General features: G+C 67.6%; 11 protein-coding genes. 6 read left to right on the forward strand and 5 right to left on the reverse strand.

Going from position 1 to position 15,850, the window contains the following annotated elements; genetic code table 11:
* Positions 1 to 32: 32 nt before the first annotated feature.
* Positions 33 to 2,243: a molybdopterin oxidoreductase family protein gene (locus tag RXV79_RS15840; RefSeq protein ID WP_316698815.1), complete on the forward strand. Its 2,211-nt coding sequence runs from the start codon at positions 33 to 35 to the stop codon at positions 2,241 to 2,243.
* A 6-nt stretch (positions 2,244 to 2,249) separates the two neighbouring features.
* Here the strand turns inward: RXV79_RS15840 and RXV79_RS15845 are convergent, their stop codons facing one another.
* Positions 2,250 to 3,071, reverse strand: a complete 822-nt coding sequence (locus tag RXV79_RS15845) for a metal-dependent hydrolase (RefSeq protein ID WP_316698817.1) — start codon at positions 3,069 to 3,071, stop codon at positions 2,250 to 2,252.
* 98 nt (positions 3,072 to 3,169) lie between these two features.
* Here RXV79_RS15845 and RXV79_RS15850 point away from each other — a divergent pair, with 98 nt between their 5' ends.
* The 3 genes from RXV79_RS15850 (at position 3,170) to RXV79_RS15860 (ending at position 5,162) form a co-directional block, all read left to right on the forward strand.
* Entirely contained in the window at positions 3,170 to 3,763 is a 594-nt protein-coding gene (locus RXV79_RS15850; RefSeq protein ID WP_316698818.1) for a TetR/AcrR family transcriptional regulator, read from the forward strand.
* A gap of 66 nt (positions 3,764 to 3,829) precedes the next feature.
* Complete coding sequence (locus tag RXV79_RS15855) at positions 3,830 to 4,276, forward strand: GyrI-like domain-containing protein (RefSeq protein ID WP_316698819.1); 447 nt, start codon at positions 3,830 to 3,832, stop codon at positions 4,274 to 4,276.
* On the forward strand, positions 4,260 to 5,162 hold the full coding sequence (locus RXV79_RS15860) for an AraC family transcriptional regulator (RefSeq protein ID WP_316698820.1): 903 nt from the start codon (positions 4,260 to 4,262) through the stop codon (positions 5,160 to 5,162). The genes RXV79_RS15855 and RXV79_RS15860 overlap by 17 nt, the downstream gene beginning before the upstream one ends.
* On the opposite strand, the gene RXV79_RS15865 is transcribed toward RXV79_RS15860, so the two are convergent.
* From RXV79_RS15865 to purL, 3 genes are read right to left on the reverse strand one after another with little or no spacing between them, the layout of a single operon-like run.
* A complete protein-coding gene (locus RXV79_RS15865; RefSeq protein ID WP_316698821.1) occupies positions 5,149 to 6,381 on the reverse strand; it encodes a flavin-dependent oxidoreductase in 1,233 nt (410 codons plus the stop codon). The two genes, RXV79_RS15860 and RXV79_RS15865, sit on opposite strands and share 14 nt — an antisense overlap.
* Before the next feature lie 14 nt (positions 6,382 to 6,395).
* Complete coding sequence (locus RXV79_RS15870; RefSeq protein ID WP_316698822.1) at positions 6,396 to 6,638, reverse strand: hypothetical protein; 243 nt, start codon at positions 6,636 to 6,638, stop codon at positions 6,396 to 6,398.
* Between the two features lie 10 nt (positions 6,639 to 6,648).
* Positions 6,649 to 10,623 carry a phosphoribosylformylglycinamidine synthase gene (purL, locus tag RXV79_RS15875; protein ID WP_316698824.1) on the reverse strand — a complete coding sequence of 1,325 codons (3,975 nt, stop codon included), beginning with the start codon at positions 10,621 to 10,623 and terminating at the stop codon, positions 6,649 to 6,651.
* Between the two features lie 96 nt (positions 10,624 to 10,719).
* Between purL and map the strand changes: the two genes are divergently transcribed.
* On the forward strand, positions 10,720 to 11,541 hold the full coding sequence (gene map, locus RXV79_RS15880) for a type I methionyl aminopeptidase (protein WP_316698826.1): 822 nt from the start codon (positions 10,720 to 10,722) through the stop codon (positions 11,539 to 11,541).
* Between the two features lie 20 nt (positions 11,542 to 11,561).
* Positions 11,562 to 14,168, forward strand: a complete 2,607-nt coding sequence (locus RXV79_RS15885; RefSeq protein WP_413816702.1) for a [protein-PII] uridylyltransferase — start codon at positions 11,562 to 11,564, stop codon at positions 14,166 to 14,168.
* A gap of 48 nt (positions 14,169 to 14,216) precedes the next feature.
* Here the strand turns inward: RXV79_RS15885 and ahpF are convergent, their stop codons facing one another.
* Positions 14,217 to 15,770: an alkyl hydroperoxide reductase subunit F gene (gene ahpF / locus RXV79_RS15890; protein ID WP_316698830.1), complete on the reverse strand. Its 1,554-nt coding sequence runs from the start codon at positions 15,768 to 15,770 to the stop codon at positions 14,217 to 14,219.
* Positions 15,771 to 15,850: the final 80 nt, after the last annotated feature.

Here is a 15,850-nt window from a genome sequence, read left to right on the forward strand (position 1 = left end):
CACCGCGCCAACACGGCAAGGAAGACAAGACCATGAGCAGCATCCACCACCACATCTGCCCCGTCTGCGAAGCCACCTGCGGGCTCGAGGTGCAGGTCGAAGGCCGCAAGGTCATCGCCATCCGCGGGCAGGAGAGCGACAGCTTCAGCAAGGGCTACATCTGCCCCAAGGGCGTGGCGCTCAAGGACTTGCAGGACGACCCCGACCGGCTTCGCACGCCGCTCGTCAAGCGCAACGGTCACTTCGTCGAAGCCAGCTGGGACGAAGCCTTCGCCGAGATCGAGCGCCGCCTGATGCCGCTGCGCGCCGCCCACGGCAACGACAGCGTGGCCGTGAGCGTGGGCAACCCTGCCGGTCACAAGTTCGGCGTCATGCTCTACCTCGGCCGGCTGATGAAGGCGATGGGCTCGCGCAATATCTACTCGGCCTCCACGCTCGACCAGATGCCCAAGCAGCTCTCCAGCGGCCTGATGTTCGGCAGCTGGCTCACGATCCCCATCCCCGACATCGAGCGCTGCGATTTCCTGCTCATCCTCGGCGCCAACCCGATGGCCAGCAACGGCAGCCTGTGGACGGTGCCCGACTTCCGCGGCAAGGCGAAAGCGCTGCGCGAACGTGGCGGCCAGATCGTCGTGGTCGACCCGCGCCGCACCGAGACGGCCGAGATCGCGAGCCGCCACCTGCCCATCCGCCCGGGTGGCGACACCTTCCTGATGCTGGGCATGGTGCACACGCTCTTTGCCGAGAAGCTCGTGCGCCTGGGCCGCCTCGCCGAGCACGTGGCAGGCGTCGACGCCCTGCGCGACGCGATCGGCCCGTTCACACCCGAAGCGGTCTCGGCCCGCTGCGGCATTGCGGCCGACCACATCCGCCAGCTCGCACGCGATCTCGCCAAAGCCGAACGCGCGGCCGTCTATGGGCGGCTCGGCACCTGCACCCAAGCCCATGGCTCGCTCGCCAGCTGGCTGATCGACGTGCTCAACGTACTGACCGGCCACCTCGACGAACCCGGCTGCGCCATGTTCGCCAAGTCAGCCGCGTTCTCGGCCAGCACCGAAGGCAAGCCCGGCATCGGCAAGGGCATCACCACCGGACGCCACCACTCGCGCGTGAGCGGTGCGCCCGAAGTCTTCGGTGAGCTGCCGATGGGCTGCCTGGCCGAAGAGATCGAGACAGAAGGCGGGGGTCAGATCAAGGCGCTCATCACGCTCGCGAGCAACCCGGTGCTCTCGGCGCCCAACGGCGACCGCCTGGCAAAGGCCTTCGACCAGCTCGACTTCATGCTGAGCTATGACATCTACCTCAACGAGACCACGCGCCATGCCGATGTGATCCTCCCCGGCCTCGCGCCGCTCGAAGATGCGCACTTCGACGTGGCACTGCCGCAATTCGCCTACCGCAACCACGTGCGCTACAGCGCGCCGGTGCTGCCGGCGCCCGAGGGCCACCTGCGCGACTGGCAGATCCTCGTGAAGCTGATCGGCCTCTTCAACGGCAAGGGCGCGAGCGCCGATGTGCAGCAGCTCGATGACGAAATGCTGCTCGCCGAGTTGCAGCGCAGCTTCGGTGACAACGCCCAGGCGGTGATGCGCGAGATCTCGGCCCACACCGGGCCCGAGCGTCGGCTCGATCTGTCACTGCGCACCGGCCCCTACGGCGAAGCCTTCGGCCAGAAGCCCGACGGGCTGACGCTCGCCAAGGTGGCGGTCTCGGAAGGCGGCATCGACCTCGGCCCGCCGCAGCCGCGAATTCCCGAAGCGCTGCGCACGCCGAGCGGCAAGATCGAACTCGCCCCGCCTTTGCTCATGGGCGACCTTCAACGGGCCGAACACGACATGACGCAGCCGCTGCCCGAGATGGTCATCATCGGCCGCCGCCATGTGCGCTCGAACAACAGCTGGATGCACAACCTGCCCCTGCTCGCCAAGGGCCCGTTCCGCTGCACGGCGCTGGTGAACCCGGCCGATGCCGCACGCCTGAAGCTCACCGACGGCGCGCTCGCGCGCATCGCCGGCCACGATGGGCAAACGATCGAGGCGCAGGTCGAGGTGAACGACAGCGTGATGCCGGGTGTCGTGAGCCTGCCGCATGGCTGGGGCCACCACCTGCCCGGCACGCGGCTCGGCGTGGCGGCCGAGCGGCCCGGAGCCAATCTCAATGCGGTGCTCGACGAGCGCGCACGCGACCCGCTCTCGGGCAACGCCGTGCTGGGCGGCGTGCCGGTCGAAGTGACAGCCGCCTGAGGCGGGTTATTTGCCCACGACCGAGAACTGCGCCGCGTTCGCCTGCAGCCAGTCTCGCGAGAGCTGGTCGTCCTGCTGGCGCGGGTGGAAGTCTTCGCGCAGGTAGGCCTTCCACGGGCCGTAGGTCTCGCGCACGAGGCCGCACTTGCCGAAGAGGTAGGTCCAGGCGCTGCGCCAGGTCTTGAGGCTGAAGAGCGCGCCGTCGTCCCACAGGTTGCGCAGGGTCTGGCGGGTCACGTCGGTGATGAAGAGAACGGTCACGTTCTTGAACCACTTCACGCGCCACTCGTGGTTGCCGCCCAGCGCCTGGTAGACGTCGAAGGCGGTGCTGCGGTGCTCGCTCTCTTCCGAGGCGTGCCACATCCACATCGTGCGCAGGCGCGGCTCGGCGTCGTCGAGCGCCCAGGTGTTGCGCAGCATCCACTCGGCGAGGATGGCGGTGAAGTGCTCGGTCGCGGCCGTCGCGGCGACCAGATGGCGCGCATCGACCTCGTCGAAGATCGGCGTGCGCTTCTCGATGCGCTTTTCCCAGGCGTTGGTGAAGCCCTGCTTGTCGAGATGGGCGTTGAAGAGCCCGTGGATGCGGCGGTGCGTGGCCTCCTGGCCGATGAAGCCCTGCACTTCCTTCGCGAAGCGCTCGCGCTGGTCGTCCGGCAGCTGCTTCATGCCGGCACGCAGCGAATCGATGAAGAACTGCTCGCCCAGCGGGAAACTCATCGACAAGGCATTGAAGAGCGCGGTTCGGAAGGCATCGCCACCGCACCAGCGGCGCGGGATGTCGGCTTCCAGGTCGATCAGCAGGCGGCGAACCACAAGGTCGGTCGTCATGGCAGTACTCCACGGTTTTGGTACGACTTGGTACCAGCGCGGCCAATGTGCATGTCGCCTGTGGTACTGTCAAGTACCGTTTTCGCGTTGTGCCCGACATGCCAGTTTCTGCCGACCCCGACACCAGCCATCGACGCCGCCTTCTCGACGCCATGGGCGAAGCGGTGGCGCGCAAGGGGTATGCCGACACCACCATCGCCGACCTGGCGGCGATTGCGCGGGTCTCGCGCCGCACCTTCTACGAGCATTTCGCCACCAAGGAAGACTGCCTGGTCGCGCTGTACGAGGCGGCAAGCAAGCAGTCGCTGGGCGTGCTGCGCGATTCCATCGACCCGAGCCATGACCCGCTGACCCAGGCCGAGCAGGCGATCGAGGCCTACCTCAGCACGATGGCCAGCAACCCGGCGCTGCTGAAGACGCTTTTCATCGCCATCCTGAGCCTCGGCCCCACGGGCCTGCAGGCGCGGCGGCGGGTCAACCAGCAGCTCGCCGACTTCATCGTCGAGGTGGTGAACCGCCCGCACGAAGGCCGCCAGCATCCACCCCTGCCGGGTGCGCTCGCATTGAGCATCGTCGGCGGCATCCACGAGCTGGTGCTGCAGAAGATCGAGCAGGACCGCATCGGCGAGCTGCCGCAACTCACCGCCACCACCGCGCAGTTCGTGCGTGCCGTCGTCTACGGTCCTCGCTGACAAGTCCGCAAGACTTGTCAAATCGACCCATCGCAAGATGAAGGCTCCGCAACATGAGGAGCCGACATGAAGACCCTGCAGACGACCGAACCCATGCTCGTGCTGGGCATTCCGCTGCGCACGAACAACCAGCGCGCATTCGAAGACATCCCGACCCACTGGCAGCGCTTCAGCGGGGAGAACTGGCTGGCGCGCATTCCGCATCGCCGCGATGGCGATGTCTACGCCGTCTACACCCACCATGCGCACGAAGGCGTCGACAACCACGGCGACTACACCTTGATCGTGGGCGCCTGCGTGACCCACGCCGACACAGTGCCCGAGGGCCTGGCCTCGGCGGTGATCCCGCCCGGGCGGCATGCCGTCTTCGAGGTCGAGCCCGGCCGGCACGACAAGGTCGGCGAACGCTGGCTCGACGTGTGGGCGAACCAGGATCTTGCGAAGACCTATCGTTGCGATCATGAGCGTTATGCACCCGACGGAAAGATCGAGATCCGTGTCGGCATCCGCTGAGCGTGATGCGGGGGTCTTCGCGCCCGCGTCCACCGACTCGGGCCTCTGGTCGCGCTACGCGCCGCGCATGCGGCGGGTGATCGAGCACGTGTACGACCACCTCGACCAGCCCCTCGACCTGAACGCGCTGGCCGACATCGCCTGCCTCTCGCCACACCACTGGCACCGCGTCTACCACGCGATGCATGGCGAGACGATGGCGCAGACGGTCAAGCGCCTGCGGCTGCACCGGGCCGCGGGGCACCTGGCACACACGGCACGGCCCATCGCGCAGGTGGCGCGCGACGCGGGCTACCCGACGCTCGCGTCGTTCAACCGCACCTTCAAGTCGGTCTATGGCCTGCCGCCGGCGCGCTACCGGGCCAGCGGCCTGCACCGCCACTTCGTCGCGTCACACACGGAGGACAGCGCGCCGGGCTACGAGGTGACGCTGAGAGAGCTGCCGGCGCAGCCGCTGCTCGGCGTGGAGCACCGCGGCTCCTTCATGTCGATCGGCCGTGCGTTCGACCTGCTCTACGCCCGCATCGCCAGCACTGGCCTCGGGCGGCCGGGCATGCGGATGCTGGCGCTGTATTTCGATGATCCGGCGGTCACGCCCGAGGCCGAGCTGCGCTCCGTCGCCGCGGTGGCGGGCTGTGCGCAGCCGACCACCGACGTGGGGCTCGTGCACACCGAAACACCGGCCGGCCTCCATGCCGTGCTGAACTACGTCGGCCCGTATGCCTCGATGCGCGCCGCCTACGACTGGCTCTATGGCAGCTGGCTGCCCCGCTCGGGCCACGAGCCCGCGGCGGGCCCGCTGGTCGAGGAATACTTCAACAACCCACGCGATACGCCGCCGAACGAGTTGCGGACCGAGATCCTTCTGTCTCTCAGGCCTTCTTGACCTGGTCCTTGGTGAACCCGGCGACCTGCTTGTAGCGCGCCGCGATGCCTTCCAGCTCCTCGCGCGGCATCACGTCATGGATGTGCTTGAAGCCCTCGGGCGCACGCTGCTCGGCAATCGCCATCACCTGCTCGGGGCCGTTCTGGCGGTTGAGCAGGACGATGTTGGCCGTCTTCGGCAGGCGCTCGGCCTCGTAGGCGTCGAGCGCGGCGTCGAGCTGGCCCTTGCCGGCCAGTGCATCGGCGAGCGCGCGCACGTCAAGGATGGCCTGCGAGGCGCCATTCGAGCCGATGGGGTACATCGGGTGCGCGGCATCGCCCAGCAGCGTGACGCGGCCCTGGCGCCAGTGCGGCAACGGATCGCGGTCGACGAGCGGGAATTCGTAGACGGCCGAGGCGCCGCGAATCAGCTTGGGAATGTCGATCCATTCCCAGTTCCAGCTGTCGAAGGGTGCAGCGAACACGCCGATGTCGACCTGGCGGTTCCAGTCGGTGCGCGTCGGCATCTCGGGCACCGACAGCTCGGCGATCCAGTTGATGCGCGAGCGGCCCTGCTCGGCCAGCTTGCGCGAGATCGGGTAGGCCACGAACTTCACGTCGGGGTGGCCCGCCATGAACATCGAGCGGCCGTCGCCGAAGGGCTCGCCTTCGGTGATCGCGCGCCACAGCACGCGCTGGCCGTAGCGCGGCGCGCCTTCATCGGGCCACATCTGCTTGCGCGCAGCGGAGTGGATGCCATCGGCCGCCACCAGTGCGTCGGCCTCGACGGTGACGGCGCTGTTGTCGAGCAATCGCGTGAACGTCGCCTGCACCTTCTGGCCGCTGTTGACGAAACCAGTCAGCTGATGGCCCAGCACGACCCGCTCGGGCCCGAGGCGGCGCAGCACCGCGTCGAGCAGGATCATGTGGAGTTCGCCGCGGTGGATGGAGTACTGCGGCACCGGGTAGCCCGCGGCGATGCCACGCGGCTCGCTCCAGATCGTCTGGCCGAACTTGTTGTAGTAGGTCAGCGACGCGGTCTCGATGGCGGTGGCCGCGAGCGCCTCCTGCAGGCCGAGTTCGGTCAATTCCTTCACCGAATGCGGCAGCAGGTTCACGCCCACGCCCAGGGGGCGCAGTTGCGGCGCCGCTTCATAGACCGTGCACGAGATGCCGCGCTGGTGAAGCGCCAAGGCCAGGGTCAGGCCGCCGATCCCGCCACCGGCAATTGCGATGTTCATCGTGTGGTCGTCGCTCAGACGTCGAGGGTGTAGATCTCGGCGGCGCGGCGTTCGGCCTCACCGTGGCCCACGAGCACCTTGGACCAGGTGGCGTCGTTGCCGTTCTTTGCAGGCGTGAGACCGCGGGTCATCACGGCCACTTCCTCGGAGCCGGCGTCGATGTCGTTCTCGTGCTTGAACTGCGCGTCGTAGAGCTTGGCGACCATCGCACCATCGGATTCGATGATGACGAGGTACTTGACGGGGGTCTTGTGCATCGGGTCGTCCTTACTTCGCCCAGCGGCGCGCGTTGTGGAACATCTGCATCCACGGGCTGTGCGCGCTCTTGTCGCCGCTCGTCCAGCTCTTCTGGATGTTGCGGAACACACGCTCCGGGTGCGGCATCAGCACGGTGAAGCGGCCATCGGCGGTGGTCACCGAGGTGAGGCCACCGGGGCTGCCGTTGGGGTTGGCCGGGTAGGCCTCGGTGGGCGCGCCGGTGTTGTCGACGAAGCGCATGGCACGGTGCACCTTGCCTGCATCGCCGCGCTGCGAGAAGTCGGCGTAACCCTCGCCGTGGGCCACGGCGATGGGGATGCGGCTGCCTTCCATGCCCGCGAAGAAGATCGACGGGCTTGGCAGCACCTCCACCAGCGACAGGCGCGCTTCGAACTGCTCGCTCTTGTTGCGGGTGAACTTCGGCCAGTCTTGGGCGCCGGGAATGATGGGCGCGAGCGCGGCCATCATCTGGCAGCCGTTGCACACGCCGAGCGCGAAGGTTTCCTGACGCTGGAAGAAGGCCGCGAACTGCTCGGCCAAGATCCCGTTGAACATGATCGAGCGCGCCCAGCCCTCGCCGGCGCCGAGCGTGTCGCCATACGAGAAGCCACCGCAGGCGACGAAGCCCTGGAACATGTCGAGCCGCGCACGGCCGGTCTGCAGGTCGGTCATGTGCACGTCGAAGGTGTCGAAGCCGGCCTGGTGCATGGCGTAGCTCATCTCGACGTGGCTGTTGACGCCCTGCTCGCGCAGGATGGCGACCTTCGGCCGCTGGCTCTGGATCGCCGGCGCTTGCGGTTGGAAGCTCAGGTGCACGTGCAGGCCGGGGTCTTCCGTGCGGCCGGCAGCGTCGTGTTCCTGGTCGGCGCAGACGGGGTTGTCGCGCAGCTGGGCGATGCGCCAGCTCACGTCGTCCCACGCCTGGTGCAGGTCGCGCAGTGGCGCGCTGAACACCGGCTTGGCATCGCGCCACACCTCCACCACGCCCTTGTCGTTGGGCTTGCCGATGAAGTGGCTGTGCTTGCTGAGGCCATGCTCGCGCAAGGTCTGCATCACCTCGTTGCGCACCGCGGTCGGCACCTGGATGACCACGCCCAGCTCTTCGTTGAAGAGCGCGCGCAGGGTGAGTTCGGCACGGCGGGTGCTGACCTGGTTGGCCCAGTTCTTCGAGTCGCCGTATTCGGCGCGGCTGTCGGTGATGCCGTCGCCTTCGGTGACGAGCATGTCGACGTTGAGGCTCACGCCCAGGTGGCCGGCGAATGCCATTTCGCACACGGCCGCCCAGAGGCCGCCGTCGCTGCGGTCGTGGTAGGCCAGCAGCCGGCCTTCGCTGCGAAGCTGGTTGATCGCGAGCACCAGCGACTTGAGCTGCTGCGGGTCGTCGACATCGGGCACTTCATGGCCGAACTGGTTCAGCACCTGCGCCAACATCGAGCCGCCCATGCGGGCCTTGCCCTGGCCGAGGTCGATCAGGATCAGCGTGGTGTCGCCGGCCTGCAGCTGCGGCGTGAGCGTGGGGCGCACGTCGTCGAGCGAAGCAAACGCGCTGACGATCAGGCTCACCGGAGCGGTGACCTGCTTGGCCTGGCCGTCTTCGCTCCAGCGGGTTCGCATCGAAAGACTGTCCTTGCCGACCGGCACGCTGATGCCGAGTGCGGGGCAGAGCTCCATGCCCACCGCCTTCACGGTGTCGTAGAGCGCCGCGTCTTCACCGGCTTCACCGCAGGCGGCCATCCAGTTGCAGCTGAGCTTCACTCGCGGCAGCTCGAAGGGCGCGGCGAGCAGGTTGGTCAGCGCCTCGCCGACGGCCATGCGGCCCGAGGCCGGCGCGTCGAGCGAGGCCAGTGGCGTGCGCTCGCCCATGCTCATCGCTTCGCCCTTGAAGCCGGCGTAGTCGGCGAGCGTCACGGCGCAGTCGGCCACCGGCACTTGCCACGGGCCGACCATCTGGTCGCGGTGGTCGAGGCCGCCCACGGTGCGGTCGCCGATGGTGATGAGGAAACGCTTGCTGGCGACCGTCGGGTGGCGCAGCACATCGAAGGCGACCTTGTCGAGCGAGACGTCGGTGAGGTCGAGTGCCGGCAGCTCGCGGTGCACGCGCTTCACGTCGCGGTGCATGCGCGGGGGCTTGCCGAGCAGGACTTCCATCGGCATGTCGATGGGGGTGTCATCCGACTGCGGATCGGCGAGCACCAGCTGCTTCTCGTCGGTCGCCGTGCCGACGATGGCGAACGGGCAACGCTCGCGTTCGCACATCGCCTCGAAGAGCGGCAGCGCCTCGGCCTTGAGCGCGATCACGTAGCGCTCCTGGCTTTCGTTGCACCAGATTTCCTTCGGGGCGAGGCCGCTTTCTTCCAGCGGCACTTTCGACAGGTCGAAGCGTGCGCCCTTGGCGGCACCGTCGACCAGCTCGGGGAATGCGTTGGAGATGCCACCCGCGCCCACATCATGGATGGCGAGGATCGGGTTCACCTCACCGAGCGCCCAGCAGTGGTTGATGACCTCCTGCGCGCGGCGCTGGATCTCGGGGTTGCCGCGCTGCACCGAATCGAAGTCGAGTTCGGCCGCGTTGGCACCGGCGGCCATCGAGCTGGCCGCACCACCGCCCATGCCGATGCGCATGCCGGGGCCGCCGAGCTGGATCAGGAGCGTGCCCGCGGGGAATTCGATCTTCTTCGTCTGCGACGCCGAGATCGTGCCCAGGCCGCCCGCGATCATGATGGGCTTGTGGTAGCCGCGGCGCTGATCGCCGACGGTCTGTTCGTAGACGCGGAAGTAGCCGAGCAAGTTGGGCCGGCCGAATTCGTTGTTGAAGGCCGCGCCGCCCAGCGGGCCGTCGACCATGATCTGCAGCGGGCTCGCGATGTGCTCGGGCTTGCCGTAGGGCTGCTGCTCCCACGGCTCGTTGGTGCCGGGCAGGTGCAGGTTCGACACCGAGAAGCCCGTCAGGCCTGCCTTGGGCTTGGAGCCACGGCCGGTCGCCCCCTCGTCGCGGATCTCGCCGCCCGCGCCGGTCGAAGCGCCCGGGAAAGGGGAGATCGCCGTCGGGTGGTTGTGCGTCTCCACCTTCATCAGCACGTGCGCGGTGTCGGCACGCGGGCCGTACTGCGGCGCATTGGTGTAGCCCTGCGGCAGCCAGCGCTCGACCGCATGGCCTTCCATCACCGACGCGTTGTCGCTGTAGGCGATGACGGTGTGCTGCGGCGCAAGCTGATGCGTGTTGCGGATCATCCCGAACATCGACTTCTCTTGCGCCACGCCGTCGATGGTGAACTGCGCGTTGAAGATCTTGTGCCGGCAGTGCTCGCTGTTGGCCTGCGCGAACATCATCAGCTCAACGTCGGTCGGGTTGCGCTTGAGGCCCGTGAACGCGTTGACGAGGTACTCGATCTCGTCGTCGCTGAGCGCGAGGCCGAAATCGGTGTTGGCCTTCTCGAGCGCGCTGCGCCGCTGGCCCAGCACGTCGACATGCTCCATCGGCTTGCCGGGCTGTTCGTCGAACAGGTGGCGGGCGTCTTCACGGGCCAGCAGCACGCTTTCAGTCATGCGGTCGTGCAGCAGCGCGGCAGCGGCTTGCAGCTCTTCCGCAGTCAGCGTCTTGGTGCCACCCAACAGCCCGCTCTTCAGCGTCAGGCGGTATTCCGTCACACGTTCCACGCGGTGGATCGCGAGGCCGCAGTTGTGGGCGATGTCGGTCGCCTTCGAGGCCCAGGGCGAGACCGTGCCCAGGCGCGGTGCCACGACGACCACGGTGCCGTCGTTCGGCCCGGTGTAGGGGTCGCCGTAGACCAGCAAGGCCTTCAGCTTGTCATGGCCGGCGGCATCGAGTGCCTGGTCGCACCACACCCAGTGCACATGCCGGGCATGGACACCGGTGATGCGGGCGTTGACGGCCTGCAGACGGGGCAACAGCGCCTGGGCGCGGAAGGCGGACAGGGCGTTGCCGCCCTCGAAGTGCAACAGGTGCTGGGGTGTGGAGGTCACGCTTGAGGCTCTGGGTGCGGCAGTCGCCCGTCCGGGAGTGGGGGCGCCGGTGGAAACCCGGCATTTTACGGGGCCGGGTGGCACAATCTCGGCCCTATGACGATCACCATCAAGACCGCCGACGACGCGGCCCAAATGCGCATTGCAGGCCGCCTCGCATCCGAGGTGCTGGACATGCTCACGCCGCACGTCAAACCCGGCGTCACCACCGAGCAACTCGACAAGCTGGCGCACGACCACATCGTCAACGTTCAAGGCGCCATTCCCGCGCCGCTGCACTACCAGCCGCCCGGCTACACGCCCTACCCCAAGTCGATCTGCACCTCGGTGAACCACCAGGTCTGCCACGGCATCCCGAACGACCGGCCGCTCAAGAACGGCGACATTGTCAACATCGACGTCACCGTCATCAAGGACGGCTGGCACGGCGACACGAGCCGCATGTTCGTGGTGGGCGAAGGGTCGATTGCCGCCAAGCGCCTGTGCTCGTTCACGTATGACGCCATGTGGAAAGGCATCGTGAAGGTCAAACCCGGCGCCCGCCTGGGCGACATCGGCCACGCCATCCAGACTTTTGCCGAAAACGCTGGCTTCTCCATCGTGCGCGAGTTCTGCGGCCATGGCATCGGCCAGAAGTTTCACGAAGAGCCGCAGGTGCTGCACTACGGCCGCCCCGGCACGCTCGAAGAGCTGGTGCCGGGCATGGTGTTCACCATCGAGCCCATGATCAACGCCGGCAAGCGCGAGATCCGCGAGACCGGCGACGGCTGGACCATCGTCACCCGCGACCGCTCGCTGTCGGCCCAGTGGGAGCACACGGTGCTGGTCACCGAGACGGGCTACGAGGTGCTGACGCTCTCGGCCGGCAGCCCGCCGCCGCCGGCGTTCGTCACGCCTCCGGTCGCCGCCAGCGTCTGAGCGAGCGGCCCGTGGCGGTCGTGGCCGAGATCCAGAGCGCCCCAGCCGGGCGCAGCATCAGCGAGCAGCGCGCGCGCTTCCGCGAGGGCAAGGCGGCGCTGCTCAGCCACTTCCGTGAGTCACGGCCTTCGGCCACTGCCGCCAGCCGCCTGGTGCGCGCCCTGGCCCGGCACGTCGACCAGACCCTGGCCGAGCTGTGGGAACACGCACTGATGCCGCCCGGCGCGGCGCTCGTGGCCGTGGGCGGCTACGGCCGCGGCGAGCTGTACCCGCACTCCGACGTCGACGTGCTGGTGCTGCTGCCGCCCGAGCATTCAACGATCGGCGCCAATGACGCGCTCAAGTCCTCGATCGAAGGCTTCATCACCGCCTGCTGGGACATCGGCCTGGAGATCGGCTCCAGCGTTCGCACCGTGGCCGAGTGCGTCGCCGAGAGCGAGAACGACGTCACCGTGCAGACCGCCCTGCTCGAATCGCGCCCGCTGTGCGGCGCAAAGAGGCTCTACACCAGCTTCCGCCGCGCCTATGACGCGGCGATGGACCCGAAGGCCTTCTTCCGCGCCAAGACGCTCGAGATGCGCCAGCGCCACCAGAAGTACGAAGACACGCCTTACTCGCTGGAGCCCAACTGCAAGGAAAGCCCGGGCGGCCTGCGCGACCTGCAGGTGCTGATCTGGGTGGCCCGCGCGGCCGGCCTCGGCCGCAGCTGGACGGAGCTCGCCGCCAAGGGCCTGATCACGCCCTTCGAGGTGAAGCAGCTGCAGCGCAACGAAGGCGTGCTGCGCCTGATCCGCGCCCGCCTGCACATGGTGGCCGGGCGCCGCGAAGACCGGCTGGTGTTCGACCTGCAGACCGCCGTGGCCGAGAGCTTCGGCTACACCGCACCCAAGGGCCAGCGCGTGAGCGAAGTGCTGATGCGCCGCTACTACTGGGCCGCGAAAGCGGTGGCGCAGCTCAACCACATCCTCATCCTCAACATCGAGGAGCGCATCCACGGCGTGCAGGACGCGCCGATGCAGGCGATCAACGAGCGCTTCCTCGACCGCGGCGGCATGCTTGAAGTGGCGAGCGACGATCTCTACGAGCGCAACCCGCACGCCATCCTCGAGACCTTCCTCGTCTTCCAGCAGACGCACGGCATCGAAGGCCTCTCGGCCCGCACGCTGCGCGCGCTCTACAACGCCCGCGAGGTGATGGACGGCGACTTCCGCCGCGACCCGGTGAACCGGCACACCTTCATGGAAATCCTGCAGCAGCCCGAAGGCCAGACGCATGCCTTCCGGCTGATGAACCAGACCAGCGTGCTCGGCCGTTACCTCTGGGTCTTCCGCCGCATCGTCGGCCAGATGCAGCACGACCTCTTCCACGTCTACACCGTGGACCAGCACATCCTGATGGTGCTGCGCAACGTGCGCCGCTTCTTCATCGCCGACCACGCGCACGAGTACCCGTTCTGCTCGCAGCTCGCCTCGACCTTCGACCGGCCCTGGGTGCTCTACATCGCCGCCCTCTTCCATGACGTGGCCAAGGGCCGCGGGGGTGACCACTCCGACCTGGGCGCGACCGAGGTGCGCCGCTTCTGCCGCGACCACGGGCTGACGCGCGACGACACGCAGCTGTGCGAGTTCCTGGTGAAGGGCCACCTCACCATGTCGCGCATCGCGCAGAAGGAAGACCTGAGCGATCCCGAGGTGATCGAAGGCTTCGCCAAGCTCGTGGGCACCGAGCGCCGCCTGACCGCGCTGTACCTGCTCACGGTGGCCGACATCCGCGGCACCAGCCCCAAGGTGTGGAACGCCTGGAAGGGCAAGCTGCTGGAAGACCTGTACCGGCTGACGCTGCGCGCACTCGGCGGCGCACGGCCCAACGTCGACGCCGAGATCGAGTCGCGCAAGCAGGAAGCGAGGCACACACTCAACCTCTACTCGCTGCTGCCCGGCACCGAAGGCCCGCTGTGGAACACGCTGGAGCTCAGCTACTTCGTGCGCCATGACGCCGGCGACATCGCCTGGCACGCCCGCTCGCTGTTTCGCCATGTCGAGTCGAAGGAGCCGGTGGTGCGCGCGCGCCTGTCGTCGCTCGGCGAAGGCTTGCAGGTGCTGGTCTACGCACCCGACCGGCCCGACCTCTTCGCCCGCATCTGCGGCTACTTCGACAGCGCCGGCTTCAACATCCTCGACGCAAAGATCCACACCACCAAGGCCGGCTACGCGCTCGACACCTTCCAGGTCATCAGCCCGACGCTCGACCACCACTACCGCGACCTGATTTCGCTGGTGGAGACGCAGGCCACGGAGGCGCTGAAGGCCGAAGGGCCGCTGCCCGAACCCTCGCGTGGGCGGCTGTCGCGGCGGGTGAAGTCCTTCCCGATCACGCCTCGCGTGACACTGCGGCCAGACGAGCGCGGCCAGCGCTGGCTGCTCGGCGTGTCCACCAGCGACCGCTCGGGCCTGCTCTATTCCATCGCCCGCGTGCTCGCGCAGCACCACATCAACCTGCAACTCGCCAAGATCACGACGCTCGGCGAGCGCGTGGAAGACACCTTCCTGATCGATGGCTCGGTGCTGCAGAAAAACAAGCTGCAACTGCAGGTCGAGAGCGACTTGCTGGACGCGATCACCCCCTGAATGGAAAAGCGGCGCACGAGGCGCCGCTTTTCAGTTGGGGCATAGCGATCAGCTGCGCATCAGGTGGTCAAACGCACCCAGCGCCGCCTTCGCGCCATCGCCCGCCGCGATGATGATCTGCTTGAACGGCACCGTCGTCACGTCGCCTGCTGCAAACACACCAGGCACCGAGGTTGCGCCCTTCGCGTCGACCACGATCTCGCCGAAGCGCGACAGCTCCACCGTGCCCTTCAGCCACTCGGTGTTGGGCACGAGACCGATCTGCACGAACACACCTTCGAGCGCCACATGCTTCGACTCGCCGGTCGCGCGGTCGGTGTAGGTGAGGCCATTGACCTTCTGGCCGTCGCCGGTGATCTCGGTCGTCTGCGCGTTGGTGTGGATCGCGACGTTGGGCAGGCTCTGCAGCTTCTTCACGAGCACCGCATCGGCACGCAGCTTGTCGGCGAACTCGAAGAGCGTCACATGCTCGACCACACCGGCCAGGTCGATCGCGGCCTCGACGCCCGAGTTGCCACCGCCGATCACCGAGACGCGCTTGCCCTTGAAGAGCGGGCCGTCGCAGTGCGGGCAGTAGGCCACGCCCTTGTTCTTGTACTCCTGCTCGCCCGGCACGTTGACGTTGCGCCAGCGGGCGCCGGTGGAAATGATCACCGTCTTGCTCTTGAGCGAGCCGCCGCTTGCGAACTGCAATTCGATCAGGCCACCCGGTTGCGCCGCCGGAATGAGCTTCTCGGCACGCTGCAGGTTGATCACATCGACGTCATACGCCTTCACGTGCTGCTCCAGCGACATGGCGAACTTCGGCCCGTCGGTCTCGAGCACGGAGATGTAGTTCTCGATGGCGAGCGTGTCGTTCACCTGGCCACCGAAACGCTCGGCCGCCACGCCGGTGCGGATGCCCTTGCGCGCCGCGTACACGGCGGCCGCGGCACCGGCCGGGCCACCGCCGACCACCAGCACGTCATACGGCGCGCGGGCGTCGAGCTTGGCGGCTTCGCGCTCACCGGCCTTGGTGTCGAGCTTGGCCACGATCTCTTCGACCGTCATGCGGCCCGAGGCGAACATCTGGCCGTTGAGGAACACGGCCGGCACCGCCATCACCTGGCGCTCTTCCACTTCCTGCTGGAAGAGGCCGCCGTCGACGATGGTGACCTTCACCTTCGGGTTGAGCACGGCCATCAGGCTCAGCGCCTGGACCACGTCGGGGCAGTTGTGGCAGGTCAGCGACATGTAGACCTCGAAGGTGTAGTCACCGTCGAGTGCCTTGATCTGCTCGATCACGTCTTGCTCCGCCTTGGGCGGATGGCCGCCCACCCACAGCAGGGCGAGCACCAGCGAAGTGAACTCGTGGCCCAGCGGAATGGCGGCGAAGCGCAGGTTCATCGCAGAGCCGATGCGGTTCAGCGCGAACGACGGGCGGCGTGCGTCCTGCCCGTCGGTGCGCAGCGTGATCTGCGGCGAGAGCGCGGTGATCTCTTCGAGCAGTTCGCGCATGTCGCGCGCGTTCTGCGAATCGTCCAGCGAGGCCACCATCTCGAACGGCTCGCGGACCCGCTCGAGGTAAGCCTTCAACTGGGCTGTGAGGTTGGCGTCCAACATGGGGTACTCCTGAACTTCTTGTGAATCCGGGGTGAGCCCGCCGCACGGGCGGGCTCGGTACTGCGGGTACTACAGCGAGA

It is taken from the genome of Piscinibacter gummiphilus, assembly GCF_032681285.1.
Taxonomy (GTDB): domain Bacteria; phylum Pseudomonadota; class Gammaproteobacteria; order Burkholderiales; family Burkholderiaceae_C; genus Rhizobacter; species Rhizobacter gummiphilus_A.

Coding starts and splice junctions, on each gene's coding strand:
- RXV79_RS15840 (WP_316698815.1), top strand. CDS start 33: ATGAGCAGCATCCACCACCACATCTGCCCCGTCTGCGAAGCCACCTGC.
- RXV79_RS15845 (WP_316698817.1), bottom strand. CDS start 3,071: ATGACGACCGACCTTGTGGTTCGCCGCCTGCTGATCGACCTGGAAGCC.
- RXV79_RS15850 (WP_316698818.1), top strand. CDS start 3,170: ATGCCAGTTTCTGCCGACCCCGACACCAGCCATCGACGCCGCCTTCTC.
- RXV79_RS15855 (WP_316698819.1), top strand. CDS start 3,830: ATGAAGACCCTGCAGACGACCGAACCCATGCTCGTGCTGGGCATTCCG.
- RXV79_RS15865 (WP_316698821.1), bottom strand. CDS start 6,381: ATGAACATCGCAATTGCCGGTGGCGGGATCGGCGGCCTGACCCTGGCC.
- RXV79_RS15870 (WP_316698822.1), bottom strand. CDS start 6,638: ATGCACAAGACCCCCGTCAAGTACCTCGTCATCATCGAATCCGATGGT.
- map (WP_316698826.1), top strand. CDS start 10,720: ATGACGATCACCATCAAGACCGCCGACGACGCGGCCCAAATGCGCATT.
- ahpF (WP_316698830.1), bottom strand. CDS start 15,770: ATGTTGGACGCCAACCTCACAGCCCAGTTGAAGGCTTACCTCGAGCGG.